Source organism: Microbispora triticiradicis (assembly GCF_005864065.1).
In the GTDB taxonomy this organism is placed as follows: domain Bacteria; phylum Actinomycetota; class Actinomycetes; order Streptosporangiales; family Streptosporangiaceae; genus Microbispora; species Microbispora triticiradicis.
This window is the reverse complement of sequence record NZ_VANP01000012.1, coordinates 201787-220560: the sequence shown is the minus strand read 5'-3', so window position 1 is coordinate 220560 and position 18774 is coordinate 201787. Positions and strand designations below refer to the sequence as shown.

Annotated in this window: 17 protein-coding genes and 1 pseudogene; 10 read left to right on the top strand and 8 right to left on the bottom strand. The window is 69.8% G+C overall.

What is annotated here, in order from left to right:
* Positions 1 to 55: 55 nt before the first annotated feature.
* From FED44_RS27245 to FED44_RS27225, 5 genes are all read right to left on the bottom strand, one after another.
* Complete coding sequence (locus FED44_RS27245) at positions 56 to 1102, bottom strand: LacI family DNA-binding transcriptional regulator (protein ID WP_138462498.1); 1047 nt, start codon at positions 1100 to 1102, stop codon at positions 56 to 58.
* Positions 1103 to 1209: 107 nt separating this feature from the next.
* Positions 1210 to 2160, bottom strand: a complete 951-nt coding sequence (locus FED44_RS27240) for a carbohydrate ABC transporter permease (protein WP_138462497.1) — start codon at positions 2158 to 2160, stop codon at positions 1210 to 1212.
* The gene (locus tag FED44_RS27235; RefSeq protein ID WP_244302298.1) at positions 2157 to 3092 is read right to left on the bottom strand and encodes an ABC transporter permease; all 936 of its coding nucleotides are present in this window, start codon (positions 3090 to 3092) and stop codon (positions 2157 to 2159) included. The genes FED44_RS27240 and FED44_RS27235 overlap by 4 nt, the downstream gene beginning before the upstream one ends.
* A complete protein-coding gene (locus tag FED44_RS27230) occupies positions 3089 to 4750 on the bottom strand; it encodes an ABC transporter substrate-binding protein (RefSeq protein ID WP_138462496.1) in 1662 nt (553 codons plus the stop codon). The genes FED44_RS27235 and FED44_RS27230 overlap by 4 nt, the downstream gene beginning before the upstream one ends.
* A 141-nt stretch (positions 4751 to 4891) precedes the next feature.
* The gene (locus FED44_RS27225; protein ID WP_208759201.1) at positions 4892 to 5578 is read right to left on the bottom strand and encodes a P-type ATPase actuator domain-containing protein; all 687 of its coding nucleotides are present in this window, start codon (positions 5576 to 5578) and stop codon (positions 4892 to 4894) included.
* 505 nt (positions 5579 to 6083) lie between these two features.
* Between FED44_RS27225 and FED44_RS27220 the strand changes: the two genes are divergently transcribed.
* The 5 genes and pseudogenes from FED44_RS27220 to FED44_RS27200 all read left to right on the top strand — a co-directional run bounded on the left by FED44_RS27220 (position 6084) and on the right by FED44_RS27200 (position 11971).
* A complete protein-coding gene (locus tag FED44_RS27220) occupies positions 6084 to 7562 on the top strand; it encodes a hypothetical protein (RefSeq protein ID WP_138462495.1) in 1479 nt (492 codons plus the stop codon).
* 487 nt (positions 7563 to 8049) lie between these two features.
* A pseudogene (locus FED44_RS36070) lies at positions 8050 to 8307 on the top strand (ferritin family protein); the annotation flags it as partial.
* A 246-nt stretch (positions 8308 to 8553) separates the two neighbouring features.
* Positions 8554 to 8766: a heavy-metal-associated domain-containing protein gene (locus FED44_RS27210; protein WP_117409694.1), complete on the top strand. Its 213-nt coding sequence runs from the start codon at positions 8554 to 8556 to the stop codon at positions 8764 to 8766.
* The gene (locus FED44_RS27205) at positions 8763 to 9707 is read left to right on the top strand and encodes a hypothetical protein (protein ID WP_138462493.1); all 945 of its coding nucleotides are present in this window, start codon (positions 8763 to 8765) and stop codon (positions 9705 to 9707) included. Before FED44_RS27210 ends, FED44_RS27205 begins: the two co-directional genes overlap by 4 nt.
* 29 nt (positions 9708 to 9736) lie before the next feature.
* Positions 9737 to 11971 carry a heavy metal translocating P-type ATPase gene (locus FED44_RS27200; RefSeq protein ID WP_138462492.1) on the top strand — a complete coding sequence of 745 codons (2235 nt, stop codon included), beginning with the start codon at positions 9737 to 9739 and terminating at the stop codon, positions 11969 to 11971.
* Between the two features lie 59 nt (positions 11972 to 12030).
* Here FED44_RS27200 and FED44_RS27195 read toward each other — a convergent pair whose 3' ends face one another.
* On the bottom strand, positions 12031 to 12555 hold the full coding sequence (locus tag FED44_RS27195) for a GNAT family N-acetyltransferase (RefSeq protein ID WP_222867924.1): 525 nt from the start codon (positions 12553 to 12555) through the stop codon (positions 12031 to 12033).
* A 98-nt stretch (positions 12556 to 12653) separates the two neighbouring features.
* On the opposite strand from FED44_RS27195, the gene FED44_RS38555 reads away from it, so the two are divergent.
* The 3 genes from FED44_RS38555 (at position 12654) to FED44_RS27180 (ending at position 14562) form a co-directional block, all read left to right on the top strand.
* Positions 12654 to 12806 carry a deaminase domain-containing protein gene (locus tag FED44_RS38555; RefSeq protein ID WP_138462524.1) on the top strand — a complete coding sequence of 51 codons (153 nt, stop codon included), beginning with the start codon at positions 12654 to 12656 and terminating at the stop codon, positions 12804 to 12806.
* A 25-nt stretch (positions 12807 to 12831) separates the two neighbouring features.
* Positions 12832 to 13233: an SMI1/KNR4 family protein gene (locus tag FED44_RS27185; RefSeq protein ID WP_138462491.1), complete on the top strand. Its 402-nt coding sequence runs from the start codon at positions 12832 to 12834 to the stop codon at positions 13231 to 13233.
* Between the two features lie 648 nt (positions 13234 to 13881).
* Positions 13882 to 14562 (top strand): endonuclease V, encoded by a 681-nt coding sequence (locus FED44_RS27180; protein ID WP_138462490.1) that lies wholly within the window; start codon positions 13882 to 13884, stop codon positions 14560 to 14562.
* Here FED44_RS27180 and FED44_RS27175 read toward each other — a convergent pair.
* Positions 14536 to 15012: an ATP-binding protein gene (locus tag FED44_RS27175; protein WP_167521608.1), complete on the bottom strand. Its 477-nt coding sequence runs from the start codon at positions 15010 to 15012 to the stop codon at positions 14536 to 14538. The genes FED44_RS27180 and FED44_RS27175 overlap by 27 nt on opposite strands.
* Before the next feature lie 280 nt (positions 15013 to 15292).
* On the opposite strand from FED44_RS27175, the gene FED44_RS27170 reads away from it, so the two are divergent.
* Positions 15293 to 16156, top strand: a complete 864-nt coding sequence (locus tag FED44_RS27170) for a helix-turn-helix domain-containing protein (protein ID WP_117409705.1) — start codon at positions 15293 to 15295, stop codon at positions 16154 to 16156.
* A 34-nt stretch (positions 16157 to 16190) separates the two neighbouring features.
* The gene (locus FED44_RS37710; RefSeq protein ID WP_244302297.1) at positions 16191 to 16430 is read left to right on the top strand and encodes a DUF397 domain-containing protein; all 240 of its coding nucleotides are present in this window, start codon (positions 16191 to 16193) and stop codon (positions 16428 to 16430) included.
* A 33-nt stretch (positions 16431 to 16463) separates the two neighbouring features.
* Here FED44_RS37710 and FED44_RS27160 read toward each other — a convergent pair whose 3' ends face one another.
* Positions 16464 to 18764 carry a DUF3080 domain-containing protein gene (locus tag FED44_RS27160; protein WP_138462488.1) on the bottom strand — a complete coding sequence of 767 codons (2301 nt, stop codon included), beginning with the start codon at positions 18762 to 18764 and terminating at the stop codon, positions 16464 to 16466.
* Positions 18765 to 18774: the final 10 nt, after the last annotated feature.

The following is an 18774-nucleotide window of genomic DNA, read 5'->3' as shown; positions in this document are numbered from 1 at the left end:
CGGCCGGACGTGCACGACACGCCCGGCCGGCACCGGCCGGTATGACGCCTGGTGCTCAGCCCTTCGGGGGCGCCGTGCTCTCCCGTACGGTGAGGGTGGTCGCGATCTCCAGTCCGACCTGGGTGATCTCCTCGCCGCGCCCGAGGGCCAGCGCCAGCTCGGTCGCGGCCGCCGCCATCTCGTTCAACGGCTGGTGGACCGTGGTCAGAGGCGGGTCGACCCAGGCCACGACCGGCAGATCGTCGAAACCCACCACGCTCAGGTCCCGGGGGATGGACAGTCCCATCTCGCGGGCGGCCTGGTAGACGCCGAGCGCCTGCAGGTCGTTCGCGGTGAAGATGGCACTGGGCCGGTCGGGCCGGGAGAGCAGGTCGCGCGCCGCGGCGTAGCCGTGCTCGCGCGTCAGCAGGGTGCGGACCACGAGGCCGGGGTCCGCGGGCAGCTCGGCCTCGGCCATCGCGGAGAGGTAGCCGGCCAGCCGGGCACGGCAGAACGGGTGATCAGGGCCGCTGATCATGGCGATGCGGCGGTGTCCCAGTTCGATCAGGTGCCGGGTCGCCGCCTGGCCGCCCCTCCAGTTGGTGGCGCCCACGAACGGCACGTCGTCCGGCAGCTCGTCGATCGGGTCGAAGACGACGAACGGGATGCCTTTCGCAGTGAGCTGGTCGCGCTCCGCCTGGGCGAGCTGCGCCACCGACAGGACGCACTGGGGGCGGCGTCCGACCGTGTCGTCGATGGACATGCCCACCGAGTCGTGGAGGCCGAACTCCGAGACCATGACTCCGACGCGGTTCTTGCGGGCCACCCGCTCGACCCCGCGGATGATCTCAACGGCCCACATGCTCTCCAGCTCGCGGAACACCAGTTCCACGATGTTGCTCCGGTTGCCGGTCGGCTTGCGGTATCCGTACTGGTTGACCAGTTCCTCGATCCGGGCGCGCGTCTGGGCCGACACGCCCGAGCGCCCATTGATCACTTTTGACACGGTGGGGATCGAGACCCCGGCTGACTCGGCGATATAGGCGATGGTGACCGATCCCGGCCCGCCGCCCTGCGAGCTCTGCTCGTCGGCCGCAGGCCCGTCCGATCGGTTGTCCGTCACGTTCGCCCTTCCTCGTCAACGGCGCGTCCGCCACGTCCTCCGACTGGATCAGCCGGCCTTGACGCGACGGTCTGGAGCCATTCTGGCACCCGTGGTGGCCGGGTGGTTCACCCCTTGACGGCGCCCGTGAGAACTCCCGTGCGCAGGTGCTTCTGGGCGAACGGGTAGACGACCAGGAGCGGCACCAGGGTCAGCACCACCACCGCCATCTGCGTCGACAGGGGAGCGGTCCGCGCGTGCGCCATGCCGAAGCCCGCGTTGACCGATCCCGGCATCCCGGCCCCGCGGTTGACATAGGTGAGCAGCACGTACTGCAGCGGCCACTTCTCGCTGTCGGTCGGCAGGTAGAGCATGACGTTGAAGAAGGAGTTCCAGTAGCCGACGGCGTAGAAGAGGGCGATCACCGCGGTCACCGCGCGCGAGGTGGGCAGGACGACGGACCAGAGGATGCGCCAGTCGCCCGCGCCGTCCATCCGCGCCGCGTCGATCAGCTCGCCGGAGGTCTTCGCGTAGAAGGAGCGGAGCACCAGGATGTTGAAGACCGAGACCGCGCTCGGGAGGATCAACGCCCACCACCGCCCGTAGCCGCCGAGGCCCGTCACCACCAGGAAGGTGGGGATGAGCCCGCCGCCGACGAACATCGTGACGATCAGCAGCACCAGGATGAGGCGGTGCCCGGGCGAACCCGGCCGCGACAGCCCATAGGCGCACAGGACCGAGACGACCATGGACAGTGCCGTGCCGATGACGGCGACGCCCAGGCTGACCGACAGCGCGGTGCGTACGGTTGGGTCGGTGAGAATCTCCCGGTAGGCCTGGAAGGTGAGGCCGTCCGGCCAGACGACGAGGCCGCCGGCCCGGTTGACGACATCGGGAGCGGACAGGCTGGTCACCACGACGATCCACAGCGGGACCAGCATGACCGCCAGCACGCCGCCGATGGCGCCGCCCTTCGCGGACCGGCCGGCGACGGTCGGCCGCTCCTGCCAGGGCGGGCGTTCCGCCCGCGCTCGCGGTGCCGTCGCCGCACTCGTGCCGGCTGTGAACACCTTGGTCATCTCCGGTACAACCCGTCCTCGCCGAAGGAATGCGCGATCCGGTTGGCGCCCCAGATGAGCAGGAGCGAGATCACGCTCTTGAAGAGCCCGGCCGCCGCACCCAGGCTGTAGTCGCCCGTGGCGATGCCGTAGTAGAAGGCGTAGGTGTCGAGCACCTCCGCGGCATCGTGGCCGACGGCGTCGCGCTGGATCAGGAACTGCTCGAAGCCGACCGAGAACGCGCCGCCGAGGCGGAGCACCAGCATCAGCACGATCACTCCGCGCAGGCCCGGAAGGGTGATGTGCCACATCCGGCGGAAGGGGCCGGCGCCGTCCACGGCCGCCGCCTCGTAGAGCCCGGGATTCATGGCGGACAGAGCGGCCAGGAAGACGACGATCCCCCAGCCGGCCTCCTTCCAGACCACCTGAGAGGTGACCAGCAGCACGAAGGTGCCCGGATTGGTGGTGATGTCCCACGTCTGCAGGTCGTGGGAGCGGAGGAACTGGTTGAGCGCGCCCGCACCGCCCAGCATCTGCTGAAAAATCGTGATCACCAGCACCCACGAGAAGAAGTGCGGCAGATAGACGACGGACTGGACGAAGTTGCGCACCCGCACACCGAGCACCGAGTTGAGCAGGAGCGCCAGCGCGATCGGGATGGGGAAGAACAGGACGAGCTGGACCAGGCTGAGGTAGAGCGTGTTCCGAAGCGCGCCCCAGAACAGCGGGTCGGCGAACAGCCGGCGGAACTGCTCGAAGCCCGCCCATTCGCTGTTCCAGACCCCGGCAGGCGGGTCGTAGTACTGGAACGCGGTGAGCAGTCCGAACAGCGGTGCGTAGTTGAAGACCAGCAGCAGGACGGCCGCGGGGACCACCATGATCAGCAGCGAGCGGTCGCGCCGCAGCCTGATCCGCAGGCCCGGACGCTCCTGCCGCGTGTGCGATGCGCTCACCGGCCCGTGCCGTACCTGTCCAGCACGTTGTCGGTCATCCACTGCTTGAGCCGGTCGCCCCCGCCGCCGGTCTTCCACGTGGAGACGGCGGCCTGGACCTCGGAGACCTTCGTTCTCCCGTGGTAGCAGTCCTTGACGGCGTCCTCGACGGCCTGCGCGGCACTGGCCGCCGACAGCGACCGGGGCAGGCTGATGTTCATGTTCCAGAAGACCGGCTTGTAGAGCGCCCTGACGTTGGCGGCCTGCCAGGCGGCGTAGTCCCTGGTGACGACCTCGGCGCCGGGGTTGCTGATCACGGCGGGCGGCGAGGCCAGGAACGGGAAGGTCATCGCCTGGACGAACTTCCTGCCGTCCTCGGTCGCGGTCGGAACCCCGTCCTCCATCGTGAAGTGGACGCCCTCGACCCCGAAGTTCACCATCGTGTACTCGGCCGAGCCGAAGGGGGCGGCCAGATAGTCGGCGACCGCCAGCAGTTCCTCGATCTGGTCCGGCTTCAGCCTGTTGCTGAGGTAGCTGACGACGTTCGTGGAGGGCCCCATGGCGACGCGAGGCGGGCTCGTGCCGTCGGCGGCGAAGAAGTCGAACGCGCCGCGGCGGTAGTCCTTGTCGGCGGCCGTTCCGGACTGGTGGTCGGCGAGGTTCCAGGCACCGGTGCCACCACCGCTGATCAGCACCTTTCCGGAGTAGAAGCGGGCGTCGGCGTTCGCGTTCTGACCGGCGGCGGCGTCCGGGTGCAGGTAGCCGGCCCGCGCCATGCGGTGGTGCCAGTCGAGCGCCTCGAAGAACTGCGGCATCTCGTACTTGTGGATCAGCCTGCCGTCCTGGACATCCCAGGTGAGCGGGACGTTCCAGGCGGGGAAGAGATAGGTCCACACGTCGTCGAAGGCCCAGACGCCGCGTCTGGCGTCGGTCAGCTCCTTGCCCAGGTTCATCAGGTCGTCGGCCGAACGCACCTGGCCGGCGGTGATCCCCTTCGCCTCCAGGATGTCCCGGCGGTGGAAGACCGCGCCGGCGACGACGAAGCCGCTGGAGAAGGAGGGGATGCCGTACAGCCTGTCGCCCCACGCGCCGGTCTGCCAGGCGCCGGTGGGGATGGCGGCGAGGTTCGGATACTTCTTGATCTTGTCGCCCGCCAGGTGGGGCGTGAGGTCGGCGAGTTGCGTCCCCGCCAGCCCGCCGACGTCGAAGACGGCGTTCCACCAGGTCGGCAGCTGGATCCAGTCGGGCAGGCGCCTGGCGGCCGTCATCGTCGGGACGATGGTGTTGTAGTTGTTGCCGTCCGCCGGCTTCATGGTGAGAGTGACGCCCAGGGCCTTGTTCACGGCCTCGTAGAAGGAGTTCCCCGCCGGCGGCACCGTGCCCCACAGCGGTGTGACGGCGGTGTAGCTCCCGCCCCTGCCCGGAGTCCCGTGGACGGTGGCGACCCGGCCGGAGGGGTAGGCCAGGAAGGCGGGATCGGTCGCGGCTCCGGCTCCGCCTGCCACGGACGGGATGTCCGGCCTGACCGAGCCGCTGGGCACGTAGGACGGCAACACCGCTCGCAGACCCGCCCCGGTGTTCGTGCCGGCCTTCTGACGCGCCCCGCCCCCGCAGGCGGCGAGCAGGGGAGTCGCCGCGGCGAGGGCGACGAAGCTTCTGCGGTTCAGCTCGGGTCTCACGGTGGGGGCCGTCCCCTTCGAGGTCGTCGAAGCGCTTCTACGCTGCCGCGAGACTAGTGACCCGTTTTCGGGGAGAACAAGAACACCGCATAAACGAAATTTTCCATGGCCTGGTCGGACGGCTCTCCCTCGATGAAAGAATCACGGCCCCGACGCGCCGTCGACGGTGAGCCAGGCGACGGCGGCGCCGTCCAGGGCGGCCCGGTTGTCGGCCGCGCGAGCCCAGCCGGGACGGGCTTCGGGTGGCATCACCGTCTTGCCCACGGTCACGCGCCGCTCGTCCACCGTGCCGGTCACGCCGCGGCCGGGCTCCTCGGTCACCTCCCGCGCCGGCGGCAGCGCCAGGCCGCGGGCCCGCGCCTCCGCGACGATCGCCTCGGCCAGCACGTGAGCGGACATCTGGTCGAGTGACGCCGCCAGCCGCAGCACCTCCGACGGCGTACGGCCAGGGGCGGCGACGACCTGCTGCGCGTACGTGCTGTCCTCGGCGGTCGCCGTCGCCTCGACGTCGACCGCGCCGCCGGCGTTGACCACCCCGCTGCGGACCGCCTCGCCGGTGCCACGCTCGACCAGGGCGGACTCGCCGGTCAGCGCGGACTCGTCCAGCATCGCCGGTCCCGTCAGGACCCGGCCGTCCACCGGCACGACCTCGCCCGGGCCGGCCACCAGGACGTCCCCGATCCGTACGTCCGCCAGGGGGACGACGACCAGGTCGTCGCCGCTCCGGCGACGCGCGGAGCGCGGCGCGCGGCGCGCGCTCCAGCGCCGCAGATCGCGCGACGCGCGGCGCTCCGCCGCGGCGTCGAGCGCCCGCCCGGTGGCCGGCATCAGCGCGATCAGGGCCCCGGCCAGGTGCTCCCCGACGGCCAGGGTCCCGGTCCAGCGCCAGCGCCGCGATCAGGTCGACACCCGCCCGCCCCCTGCGCACCGCGGCGGCCACCCACACCACGGCGGTAGGACGGCCACCGCGGTCCCCGCCGCCCAGAACCCGTCCGCGACGGCAGTGGCCCCGGCCAGCCAGGCAGCGCCACCACCACCAGCGCGCCGCCGGTCGCCACCAGGAACGCCTGTTCCCGCCACCGGTCACCCAGGACACCGAGAGGACGCGGCATGTCGAGCCTCCACGCACGGAAGTGTCGCCTCCATACGACAGCCCCGACGTGCGGGCCGACAGTGCCGAACGGCCCCCCAACAGTCACCACTCGGCAAGCACGGCCGGCGGGTAGGCTGCTGTGATCCGAATGGGCCCGCGTTCCGGGGGGACGATGTCCACTTCCCTTCTCCTGTGCCTGGCCGGGGCCATCCGGCGGTCGTACGGCGAAGTGATCGGCGCATGACCATCCGGGCCGCGGTCCGGCTGCAGGAGGGGGCGGAGGGCCGGGCGCGCGGGCGGATCCCGTGGCTCGCCCTCGTGGCCGCCGGCTACGCGGCGGTCCAGCTGGCTGTCGTCACGCCTCTCCTCGGGCTCGGCTGGGACGAGACGGTGTACCTGTCCCAGGTCGATCCACGCAATCCGGCCGCCTACTTCAGCGCGCCGCGATCGCGGGGGATCGGCTTCCTGGCGGCCCCCCTGATGGCCGTCACCGGCGCCACCCCTGTGATCAGGATCGTGCTGGCGCTGCTGTCGGCCGTCGCGCTCTACGCGGCGTACCGCGTCTGGCGCCCGCTGCTCGGGCCCGGCCGGACCGCGCTCGCCGCCCTGCTGTTCGCGGGCCTGTGGGTCACCGTGCTGTACGGACCTCAGGCCATGCCCAACCTGTGGGTGGCGCTGCCGGCGGTGGCGGCGACCGGCTTGTTCCTGCGCGCCCAGCGGCCCGGCGCCTCCGGAGTCGTGCTCCTCGGCCTGGGCGGCTCCGTCGCGGCGGCCACGCTCTTCCGCTTCTCCGACGGCGTCTGGCTCGCGGCGCCGCTGCTGGCCGCCTGCGGCGTGGTGCCCGCCTGGCGGCGTCCGGCCCCGGCCCTCGCCGTCGCGGGCGGGCTCGCCGCCGGTGGCGCCCAGTGGATCGCCGAGGCGTACGGGCGATGGGGCGGCATCGGCGCCCGCCTGCACGCGTCCAGCGCGACCGAGGGCGGCATGGGCCTGCACTGGGCCGGCGGAGACGCCTGGCGCAGCCTCAACGGGCCCCTGCTGTGCCGCCCCTGCATGGTCCCGCTGACGCACCCGGAACACACACTGTGGTGGCTGGCCCTTCCGGTGCTCGCGTTGACTGCCTGCCTGGTGGCCCTGCGCACCGGGCGGGCGGCCGAGACCGTGCTGCCCGTCGTCTGCGCCGCCGCACTGAGCGTTCCCTACCTCGTCCTCGTCGGCTACTCCGCGCCGCGCTTCTTCCTGCCCGTCTACGCCCTGCTGGCCCTGCCCGTCGCCACCCTGGCGGCGGGTACGGTGCGAGCCGTCCGTCCGGCCCCCGGCCGTGTCGTCGTCGCGGGGGTCCTGGCCGGGCTGCTCGTCGCGCACCTGACCGTGCAGTACGAGGTGCTCCAGGAGAGAGCCGCCGGTGCGCGGGCCACCGCCGACCGCTACCGGGCTGTCGCGGACGGCCTGCGCCGTCTCGGCCTGCGCCCGCCCTGCCTGGTCACCGGCAGCCACTCGCAGCCGATCGGCTACTACGCCGGCTGCGCCTCCGCCGACGTCAGCGGCAACAACCGCAACATCACCGAGGCCGCCCTGCTGCGCCGCGCCGCGACCGAACCCACCGCGGCGCTGGCCGACAGACGCTCCCCACCTCCCGGTTACGCCCAGGCGTGGAAGGCCCACCGGCTCCGGGGCACCGGCTACACCGCCTACCTCCCGAGACATGCCGCCGGCGGCTGATCCCTCGGTCACGCCGTCTCCCAGGGGTTCGACCGGCGGCTCCGGGTCCCACGGCCAGGGGAGGGGTTTCCGTCCTGACCCCGACGGCCGGGCGGGAAACCGCTCTCCTTGTGCCGGACCGCACGCACATCGGGGGTCACATGGAATCCCGAGGTCTCGTCTGCTGGAAGGTCTCTCTCACGATCGCGGGCACGGTCGTCCTTCTGTCCGTGGGAGCCGGGAGCGCGATGGCGGCGTCCGCTCCTCGTTCGGACGACGTCGACCCGTCCACGCGTACCAACGTCACGAAGTCGATGAAGGGCGAGGCGCTGGCGAACGTCACCTACCGCGCCTATGCCAAGCAGGCCGATCGGGAGAACCTGCCCGATGTCGCGAACCTGTACCGGCACACCGCGCACAGTGAGTTACGCGACCACTTCACCGAGCAGGTGGAGCTGATCGGCCTGGTCGGGGACAACGCGGCAAATCTACGACCGCCGCCGTCGAGCGCACCGAGCATTTCGCCGAGCACGCGAACCTCGCCGAAGCGGTCCGCGACACCGGGACGAACCTGTGCGAGACGATCAAGGGGGAGACGTACGAGGGCACGCGGATGTATCCCGAGTACGCGCGCCAGGCCTCGGCGGCCGGCGACACCGGTGTGGCCGAAGTGCTCAACGGCACCGCGAAGGACGAGCTGAGGCACGCGAAGGCCTTCTCCAAGAAGGTCGCCAAGCTCGGCAGGCAGTGCCCCACGTCGAGTTGACACTCAGCGCGCCCTACCGCGGACGCGGAACTCCTCGGTCACCTCGAGGGGCGGCGACCAGAGGAGACGTACCACCCGGGGGTATGCTACGGTCTCGGAAATACCCTAGGGGGGTAGGGTGTTCCATAAGGACAACGGATCTCCGAGCAAGGCGGCACCGAGGGCGACCTCAAGATCAAGGAAGCCTCCGACGCCGTCGCCCGTCTCGTCCGTTCCTGATCGATCGACAACAGAAGGAGAAGCGTCATGACGACCGCCACCTACACTGTCAGCGGCATGACCTGCGGTCACTGCGTCAGCTCCGTGAAGGAAGAGGTCGGCGAGGTCACCGGTGTCACCGGTGTCGAGGTCGATCTGGCCACCGGGCTCCTGACAGTGGAAAGCGACAACCCCCTCGACACGGCCACGATCAGGGCCGCCGTCGAGGAGGCCGGATACGAAGTGGTGGACCACCCATGAACACACCGGCCCGGATGGGCGCCTACGTCCTCGGCCTCGCCGTGGTCTTCGCGGGAGCGTTCGGCATCGGCGGCGCGGTCGGCGCGACTCCACCCTCGGCGCCCGTGAACAACGGACACGGAGGGCACGCGACCCCGGCACAGGCCGCGCCGAAGACGGACCACGTGCCGGGAGGGCTCCAGGTGTCCCAGAACGGCTACACCCTCACCCCGCGGACCACGACGATCACTCCTGGCGAGCGGACCGAGTTCCGGTTCACCGTGGACGGCCCGGATGGCCGCCCGGTGACCGCCTACGAGACGCAGCACGAAAAGAAGCTGCACCTCATCGTGGTCAGCCGCGACGCGACGGTCTTCCGGCACGTGCACCCGGAGCTCGCCGGTGACGGAACCTGGTCGGTGCCGCTGACGTTGCCCGACGCCGGCGCGTACCGGGTCTTCGCGGACTTCGTCCCCCAGGGCAGGGCAGGGCTGACCCTCGGCGCCGACCTGTACGCCTCCGGCGGCTACGCGCCCCGGCCGCTGCCGGCGCCCGGCCGTACGGTGACGGTGGACGGATACACCGTCCGGCTCGACGGCACCCTCACTCCGGGCGCGGCGAGCAGGCTCGTCGCCGAGATCAGCAAGGACGGCAGGCCCGTGACCGACCTGCAGCCGTACCTCGCGGCCTACGGCCACCTGGTCGCGCTGCGCGTGGGCGACCTGGCCTACCTGCACGTCCACCCCGACGGCACCCCAGGTGACGGCGTCACCCCGGCCGGGCCGGGCATCACCTTCTACGCCGAGGTGCCCAGCCGCGGCGACTACCGGCTCTTCCTCGACTTCAAGCACGACGGGACCGTGCACACCGCCGCCTTCACCGTACGGGCGGAGCAACCCTCGGGGGCCGCTCCCGCCGCCACGGCGGACCACGGATCCGAACACGCCCACTCCGGCCACTGACGCCGGGCATGACGCGGAAAGGAGGGGTGATGGCCCCCATCACCGGTGACCGGCCGACAGGCGCGGTCGAACTCTCGATCGGCGGCATGACCTGCGCGTCGTGCGCCAACCGGATCGAGCGCAAGCTCAACAAGATGGACGGCGTGAGCGCGACGGTCAACTACGCCACGGAGAAGGCGAAGGTGACCTTCCCCGAAGACCTGGACCCCCAGGCGCTGGTGGCGGAGGTGGAGAAGGCCGGATACACCGCCAAGCTCCCCGAGCCGCCCAAGCCGGAACAGGCGCCCCCGGAGCCGGACGAACTCGCCGCCCTGCGGACCCGGCTGCTGGTCTCCGTGGTGCTCGCGGTGCCGGTGATCGCGCTGGCGATGATCCCGGTGCTGCAGTTCACCTACTGGCAGTGGCTGTCGCTGACGCTCGCGGCCCCGGTCGTCGTGTGGGGCGGCCTGCCGTTCCACAAAGCCGCCTGGACCAACCTGCGGCACGGCACGGCCACGATGGACACGCTCGTGTCGCTCGGCACGATCGCCGCGCTGGGCTGGTCGCTGTGGGCGCTGTTCCTCGGCGACGCTGGCGTGCCCGGCATGACCCACGGCTTCGACCTGACCATCTCCCGCAGTGACGGCTCGGGTGACATCTACCTGGAGGCCGCGGCCGGAGTCACCGCGTTCATCCTGGCCGGGCGTTACTTCGAGGCCCGCTCCAAGCGGCGCGCCGGCGCGGCGCTGCGGGCGCTGCTGGAGCTGGGCGCCAAGGACGTCGCCGTGCTGCGCGACGGCCGCGAGGTGCGCGTCCCCGTCGGCGAGCTGAAGGCCGGCGACCACTTCGTCGTACGGCCGGGGGAGAAGATCGCCACCGACGGCGTGATCGAGGAGGGCACCTCCGCCGTTGACGCCTCGATGCTCACCGGCGAGTCGGTCCCCGTCGAGGTGCGGCCCGGCGACGCCGTCACCGGGGCCACGGTCAACGCGGGCGGCCGGCTGGTCGTCCGGGCCACCCGGGTCGGCTCCGGCACCCAGCTCGCCCAGATGGCGCGGCTGGTCGAGGAGGCGCAGACCGGCAAGGCCCAGGTGCAGCGCCTCGCCGACCGCATCTCCGGCATCTTCGTGCCGATCGTCATCGCCCTGTCGGTCGCCACCCTGGGCTACTGGCTCGGCACGGGCGAGGGGGCCGGGGCGGCCTTCACCGCCGCGGTCGCGGTGCTGATCATCGCCTGCCCCTGCGCGCTGGGCCTCGCCACCCCGACCGCGTTGCTGGTCGGCACCGGCCGCGGCGCCCAGCTCGGCATCCTGATCAAGGGCCCCGAGGTGCTGGAGTCGACCCGCGCGATCGACACGGTCGTGCTCGACAAGACCGGCACGGTCACCGAGGGCAGGATGACCCTGGCCGGGGTCCACCTGGCCGACGGGGAGGACCACGACGAGGTGCTCCGGCTGGCCGGGGCCCTGGAGCACGCCTCCGAGCACCCGATCGCGCAGGCGATCGCCCGGGGCGCGGCCGAGCGGGTGGGCGCACTGCCGTCGCCGGAGGACTTCGCGAACGTCGAGGGCCTCGGTGTGCAGGGCATCGTGGACGGCCACGCCGTACTCGTCGGCCGGCCCCGCCTGCTGGAGGAATGGTCCCAGCACCTTCCTGCGGAGCTGGAGAAGAGACTGGGGGAGGAACAGGCCGCAGGCCGTACGGCGGTGGCGGTCGGCTGGGACGGCCGGGCACGTGCGGTGCTGGTGGTGGCCGACGTCGTCAAGCCCACCAGCGCCGACGCCGTCGCCGAACTGCGCGCGCTCGGGCTGACGCCGGTGCTGCTGACCGGCGACAACGAGGCGGTCGCCCGTACGGTCGCGGGCGAGGTCGGGATCGACGAGGTGATCGCCGAGGTGCTGCCCGCCGGCAAGGTCGACGTGGTGAAGAGGCTGCAGGCCGAGGGCCGGACGGTCGCGATGGTCGGCGACGGCGTCAACGACGCCGCGGCGCTGGCCCAGGCCGACCTGGGGCTCGCCATGGGTACGGGCACCGACGTGGCCATCGAGGCCGCCGACCTGACGTTGGTGCGGGGCGATCTGCGGGTGGCGGCCGACGCGATCCGGCTCTCGCGGCGCACGCTGCGCACGATCAAGGGCAACCTGTTCTGGGCCTTCGCCTACAACGTGGCGGCCCTGCCGCTGGCCGCCGCGGGCCTGCTCAACCCGATGATCGCCGGTGCGGCGATGGCGTTCTCCAGCGTCTTCGTCGTCAGCAACAGCCTCAGGCTCCGCCGCTTCCGCTGAGTCCGCCGCGGCCACCGGGATGTACGCGACCCCTTGGCCGCGTACATCCCGGAGCAGGTTCAGGATGCGTCCGGAGTGCCGGTGCCCCGCCATCGGTAGTGGGCGTCCGGGAGGTTCTCCTCGTTGTCGCTCCCGTCCCGTTCCTCGACGAGGGTGAAGCCGTGCCGTTCGTAGAAGCGGCGGGCGCCGTCATTCTGCTGGAACACATGGAGGTCGAGCACGTGGGGGTGCGCCTCCTTGGCGTGGCCGAGCAGCGCGGTGCCGACGCCGCGCCCCTGGGCGGCGGGGGTGATGTACAGGTGGTCCAGCCAGCCGCCGTTCAGGCAGGCGAAGCCCGCGATTCGACCGCGCAACACGGCGACCCACACCTGCGAGGCCGGGAGCATGACGCCGGTGATCCAGGCCCCGGTCTCCTCGTCGGAGTGCAGGCGGGGCAGGTAGGTCATCCCGGCCCGGGCGGCGAGGAACACGTCGGCGATGTGCCCGGCGTCGCCGGACGACGCGCGGCGGATCAGCGGCAGCGCATCGTGTGCGATCGGCTTCGCCTCGGCCTCGCTTCCTGGCGGGAAGATCTGCTCAGACACGCCCACACCGTGCCACACGCGGTCCCACCCCCGCCAACGACTTCTTGGGCCGACATCAATAGTCAGGGACTCCAGCGGGCGGCGGCCAAGTCGACCAGATTCTTGAGCACTATGCCGATAATCTTGGCCCGTCCTCACGTGGAACAATTAATCTCTACTCCGAACTCGAGGTCTGTCCAAGCTGCTCGTCAGTCATTGAGCAGTTTCGTGACATGTTCCCCGGCATCAAGCTCAACGTGACCTGGGGGTAGCTGCTGTATGTCAGTAATTCGAAGGATGGGAATCCCGCTGGCCGATGCTGTCGGGTTAACTGAGCGAGAGATTTCACTCATTGCAGAGGATCAAGGAGTTCCGCGTCTGCCTCTAGTGTATGGAGAGTTCTTGCGGGAGATGGGGCGGGGCGGAGGGAGATTCCTTGCTGGCACCGAAGCCTTTTATCCTGGAATTCTGGGCTTAAAAGAGGATGCTACTCGGCTACTTCTAGAAAATCGGATGGAGGGGCTTATCTCAAATGAGTCAATCGTCTTAGCCATGCACCAGGGGTACCAGGTCTACTGGATGATTGACTTTCGTTTGGACGACCCTGCTGTTCGGATGTTTCAAGAAGGCGAGTCTGGAATTTTCCGGGAATGGGACTCTTTCACTGATTTTTTGCGGGATGAAGCTTCGCGTCTATGATCACGGATCTGGAGGATGGTCCATCCTTGCGCAACTTCGGCGGCTTCGTGAGCAAGCCAAGTTAGGCTGATTGACCCAGATTGTGCTGAAAAATGGAATTAGATAGAATGTTCATGGATGTCGCCGAAGCTATGCGGTCGCAGTCCGTACTGTGAAACCAAGTTGACTTAACTAATAGTCTTGCGACTCCTCCTGGGTTGGTTGCAGGATTGGACCTTTTGTACGAAGTCCGCGCGCGGCCGCTGCGGCGGTCCTGATGGACCTGCAGACACTTGAGGTTGGAGAGACTGCCATCACCTATGGTGAAGTAACTTTTCCTTATGTCCCAGGGCGGCGAGAACAGGACCGCAGTCTGGCGGTACGGGCCCGTGCCGGTCAGGGAGGAGCCGGGAGTAGGTCGGCCGATACCATGCAGTTGCGGGAATTGAACATCTTTCACACTGTGGCGACCGGCGCCGGCTTCTGCTTCGTCTGGTGTGCGAATGCGTTCGATCACATGCGCGGGCTGGAGAAATGGGAGGATGAGGTAGGGGGATGATTCGGCCCTCGAACGTCATATCTCGGCGGTTCCTTCCTATCGCCCCTTGTGTAACTTCGGCAGCATCATGAGCAAGGTTGAACTGACCGGTTGGATTGTGCTGGAGTGTAATGGAACCCTATGAGACGTTCTCGGATGTCGCCGAAGCCGTACGCGCGCAGTCGGCACTCCGAGATCAACTCGACTTGACCAACAGTCTGCCGACTGCTCCTGAATTCGTGGCAGGGTTGGACGTCTCATACGAAGTCGACAGCCGGTACGCCGCTGCTGCGGCGGTCCTGATAGAGCTGCGGTCACTTGAGGTCAGAGAGACTGCCATCGCCTACGGTGAAGTGACTTTTCCTTACGTCCCTGGGTTGCTGGCGTTTCGTGAGGTTCCTATTCTTCGGGAAGCGCTTGGAAAACTGGCAGGCCGGCCGGATGTGCTTGTTTGCGATGGTTACGGAATTGCTCATCCGAGACGCTTTGGATTGGCCTGTCACATGGGTGTATTGACTGGCTTGCCGTCGTTCGGTGTGGCGAAGTCGCCCTTCGGCATGGAATTTGTCGATCCTGGGCCACGACGGGGTGACTGGTCGCCGATCGTTGACGATGGCGAGGTGCTTGGTCGTGTGCTCCGTACGCAGGCCGGCGTCAAACCGGTGTTCGTATCCGTTGGGCATCGAGTCGGCCTGGACCAGGCGACCGAGGTGACACTCAAGCTGAGCCGTGAATTCCGCCTCCCGGAGGCGATTCGCAAGGCGGACTTTCTTTCGCGTCAAGAGCTACGAAGGCGTCAAGGGGTTGGATAGCGCGAGCTGGAACCAGACCACCCGCCCCGCCTTGCTCTCATGCCAGCCCCAGGCCGCCGCCAGCTCCTGGACCAGCCACAGCCCACGGCCCGTGCACGTCTCTGTGTCGGTGCCGACCTGTACGCGGGGTGAGCTGGTGGCCGAGCCCGCGTCGATGACGTCGACGTGGAGTGTTCCGGAGCGTCGAGCGACGGTCACGGTCACCTGTCCGCGGGGCAGGCGCGAGTCGGAGTGCCGTACGGCGTTGGCGACGAGTTCGCTGACCAGCAGCACGGCGTAGTCGGCCTGCGGGTGGCCGGTCCCGGCCAGGAGCACCCGAAGGTAGTGACGCGCCTTCCGCACCGACGCGGCCTCGCCGGGCAGGTCGATCCGTCCCAGCAGTTCCACCGCCTTCGTCGCGTGCTGCGGGAGACCCGCACAGCCGGGATCGGCGTACGGCTCAGGCGCCACCCAGCTGCCCGTGGAAGGCCGGGACGAGGCCGACCTCACAGCCTGATGTCCATGGTCGCCCGTCCGCATCTTCGACCCCTTCTCGCCAGCCTGGCACCCGTTTGAGCGCATTCAGTCATCAACTGATAACCCAACGTAAGTGGTTCGCTCTGATGGTCATCCCTCGGAAGCGACGAGGCAAGCGAAATTGCAAATTTGCTCCGTGTGGCGTCTTCGCTGGTTTCCCTGATGCGGTCCCTCCTGGGGCGGCACACTGTGCGTGACGATCAGGGAGGTTTCCGTGACGAACGGGCGTGGTCCCACGGTCCGGCGCAGACGGCTGGCCGGCGAACTGCGCAGGCTGCGCGAACGCAAAGAGCTGACCCTGGAGGACGCCGCCGAGCGCCTCGGCTGGTCGGCGGCGAAGGTGTCCAGGATCGAGACGGCCCGCGTCGGGATCACCTCGCCGGACCTCACCCGCATGCTCGACCTCTACGAACTGGCCGACGACAGGCGGGCCGGCCTGCACGCGCTGGCGAGGACGGCCCGCACCCGGGGCTGGTGGGACGCCTACGCGGACTCGCTGCCGAGCGACTACTCGGCCTACATCCAGCTCGAAGCCGACGCGGCGTTCATCCGCAGCTACGACGGCATGATCGTGCACGGCCTGCTGCAGACCGACGAGTATGCCCGGGAGATCATCCGCGCCGCCCTGATGGGCCTGTCCTCCCCGGCCGAGGTCGAGCGACGGGTGGAGGTGCGCATGACCCGGCAGCGGCTGCTGCTCCGGGACGAGAGCCCGCTGCGGTTCTGGACGGTCGTCGACGAGGCCGCGCTCACCCGCAGGGTCGGTTCCGAGGCGATCATGCGCGAGCAGTACGCGAGGCTTCTGGAGTTCGCGGACCGGGACAACGTCACTATCCAGGCGCTGCCCTTCGCCAAGGGCGCGCACCCCGCGACAGCGGGGACTTTCGCCCTGCTTGAATTCCGTGAAAGTCACGATCCAAATGTGGTGTACGTCGAGGGCACGACAAGTAATCTGTACGTCGAAAGCGATGCCGAGATCTACCGGTACTCGCTGGCCTTCGACCATCTTCGAGCGATGGCGCTCGACCCCGACGAGTCGAGGCGACTCATCGCGCGGCTGGCCGAGGGGTCCCGATGAGAGCGATCCTGTCGAGAGAAGCCAAGGGGTGTCCGTGTACCTGTCCCGCGTCACGTGGCGAAAGAGCCGTCGTAGCGGCAACGGCTCGAACTGTGTCGAGATCGCCGTCGCCGACGCTGCCGAGGCGGGCGCGGAGCACAAGGCGGACGCGCACCGGTTGTTCCTGGTCCGCGACTCGAAGAATCCGGACGGTCCGGTTCTCGCGTTCACGCCGTCCGAGTGGGACGCCTTCGTCGGTGGGGTCAAGGACGGCGAGTTCGACGACCTGAGCTGACCCCGAACGAGCCGCCTCGCCGGCCTCGACCAGTCAGGCGTACGGGCGATGCGACGGGGTGAGGAGGCGGCGCAGTTCCTCATAGTCGATCGGGCGGCCGAGCCGCAGGGTCGCGTACTCGGCCGAGGCGCCGTCCACCGCGGCGAGTTCCTCACACGCGCGGTGCCACTCCTCGCGTGCCTTCCGCAGAGCCAGCGCCTCCTCCGGACCTGCGCTCCGTGACGACGACCGATCACGAAGGCGGAGGTAGTTCTCGTAGGCGTCGCGTTCTCGCGCGGTCCCGGACGCGGACGGCGGCGCCAGCCGCTCGCCGAGGAGTTCGAGGAAGACGCGGGATCGGGCCAGCTCCGAGAAGTGCCATGCGGTGACCGCCGGGCTCGCCGGCCCGGCCCGGCCGCCGTCTTCGCCGTCGGCCGTCCCGGGATCGGCCGGGGCGGACGAGGCGAACAGCCACACCGCCAGGTCGTACAGGCCGCTGATCGATCCGCCGGCGCTGATGCGCAGCTCGGGGCTCAGAGCGCGCCCCCGCAGATCCTCCGCCGAGCGCATCGCCTCGAGCAGACTGTCCCTGGCCAGTCCCGCGTCACCGACGAACCTCGCGAGCTGCGACAACCCGGTCAGCGCGGTCATCTCCCAGATCAGCTGACCGGCGGCGCGGGCACGGCGCGCGGCGTCGGCGAAGAGCGCGGCGGCCTCGATGGCCCGTCCTTCCTGCACCAGCCCGTCGGCGCGGAGGACGAGATCCCGGATGGGGTTACCCCAGGCCGGATGGGGTGGGACAGTGCGCCGTGAAAGCCACGAGGACAACTGCTTGTTCAGGTTCCGGTGCGCTTGGCCGGACATCAGCAGGACGAACGGATACGGGCTGAGGCCGGAGAAATGCTCCCGGCCCCAGGCGAACCACTCCCTGAGCCCTTCTCGGGGAACGGCCGCCGCGTCCGCCGCCAGGCGGCGTGCGCCCTCCTCGTCGCCGCTCAGCTGCCGGGCGACGGCCAGGCCCAGCATGGCGCTGCTGCGGACGTACGGGCTGTCGCCAGGTGAGAGGAGTTCGTGGTCCAGGTCCACGGAGTCGAGCCCGTGCCTGCTGAGCAGGCGGCTCCACGCGGTGTGCCTGGCCTGGGCGGCCAACCGGGGGAAGCCGAGCTCGGCGTAACGCCGGGCGCACTCCTTCCAGGTGGCCAGCACCTCGTCCTCCCACCCGCGGTACTGGTAGATCTCCGCCCGCTGCCAGAGGCAGGCGGTGCGCTGGATCGCCAGGTAGCGGGTCAGGCGTGCGGCGTGCCGGGGCTGGATCCGCGGCAGCACCTCCGCGTCGACGAGGTCCAAGGCGAGCTCGGCCAGTTCGACGCGGCGCAGGGCCGCGTCGGTGGAGGCGGCGCCGGCGGTGAGCCGCGCGTCCAGGAGCAGCATGGCGACCAGCGTGCGATCGGGCCTGCGGGGACGGGACAGGACGCCGTCGTAGAGCCACTCGCCCAGGTATGCGGACACGCGCAGGGCGGACGCCTCCTGGTCCAGAATCTCCGCGAGCCGGGAGACGGGAGGGATCGCCCGATGTTCCAGGACGGCGAGTGTGTAACGCATGACCTCGGCCGCGGGGTCCACGCCACGGGAGCCGGGGGTGTGGAACGCCCGCAGATCCGACCGCTGTTCCGTCAACGTTTCGGCGACGGCCTGGTCGATCGTCATGATCGTCTCCAGTGCGGCCAGGGTGAGCGCGGGCGCGGCGAGCCGCGCGTCGGGATGCATCACGAAGGCCATCAGGAACGGCGCCCAGGCACAGCGCAGCAGCAGGTTCGCCACGACCGACGCTCCTGCCAGGGGAACCCGGATGAGCGTGCTGGGGCGGCGCGTCCCCAGAAGGTTCACGAACGTGCGGTAGACGCCGACCACGACCCGCGACGCGAGTACGGCGAGTGCGAGCAGCGTCCCGCCGTACGCCGTCGCCCAGGTCGCCCCGGCCCACGCGCCGGCGATCCACGCGCCGGTGGGGGAGAGGACCAGCAACGCGCCGGCGGCGAGGACGATGAGTTCACCCCAGCGCCGGAGCCGGACCCGCCGGCGGATCAGGCCGCGCCGCGTCGTCATCCGGACCGTCACGTGCACGCTGACCAGAAGCCCGGCTGCCGCGGGTGTCCAGGCGGGTGACCCGCCGGCTCGCGTCGCCGCCCAGACGCCCAGCGCGGCCGGGAGCACGCAGGCGATGCCCGACGCCCACGAGGACAGGCGATCGGCCCGCCCGGGTAGGCGGATGACCGGGCCGTACCTGCGTACGGCGCGCTGGTCGGAAAGCAGCCGGCGAAGGGTGCGGCCGGAGGTGCGGTTTCCGTCGGACACAATGCCTCCC

Coding starts and splice junctions, on each gene's coding strand:
- FED44_RS27240 (WP_138462497.1), bottom strand. CDS start 2,160: ATGACCAAGGTGTTCACAGCCGGCACGAGTGCGGCGACGGCACCGCGA.
- FED44_RS27225 (WP_208759201.1), bottom strand. CDS start 5,578: ATGCCGGCCACCGGGCGGGCGCTCGACGCCGCGGCGGAGCGCCGCGCG.
- FED44_RS27220 (WP_138462495.1), top strand. CDS start 6,084: ATGACCATCCGGGCCGCGGTCCGGCTGCAGGAGGGGGCGGAGGGCCGG.
- FED44_RS27210 (WP_117409694.1), top strand. CDS start 8,554: ATGACGACCGCCACCTACACTGTCAGCGGCATGACCTGCGGTCACTGC.
- FED44_RS27205 (WP_138462493.1), top strand. CDS start 8,763: ATGAACACACCGGCCCGGATGGGCGCCTACGTCCTCGGCCTCGCCGTG.
- FED44_RS27200 (WP_138462492.1), top strand. CDS start 9,737: ATGGCCCCCATCACCGGTGACCGGCCGACAGGCGCGGTCGAACTCTCG.
- FED44_RS27185 (WP_138462491.1), top strand. CDS start 12,832: ATGGGAATCCCGCTGGCCGATGCTGTCGGGTTAACTGAGCGAGAGATT.
- FED44_RS27180 (WP_138462490.1), top strand. CDS start 13,882: ATGGAACCCTATGAGACGTTCTCGGATGTCGCCGAAGCCGTACGCGCG.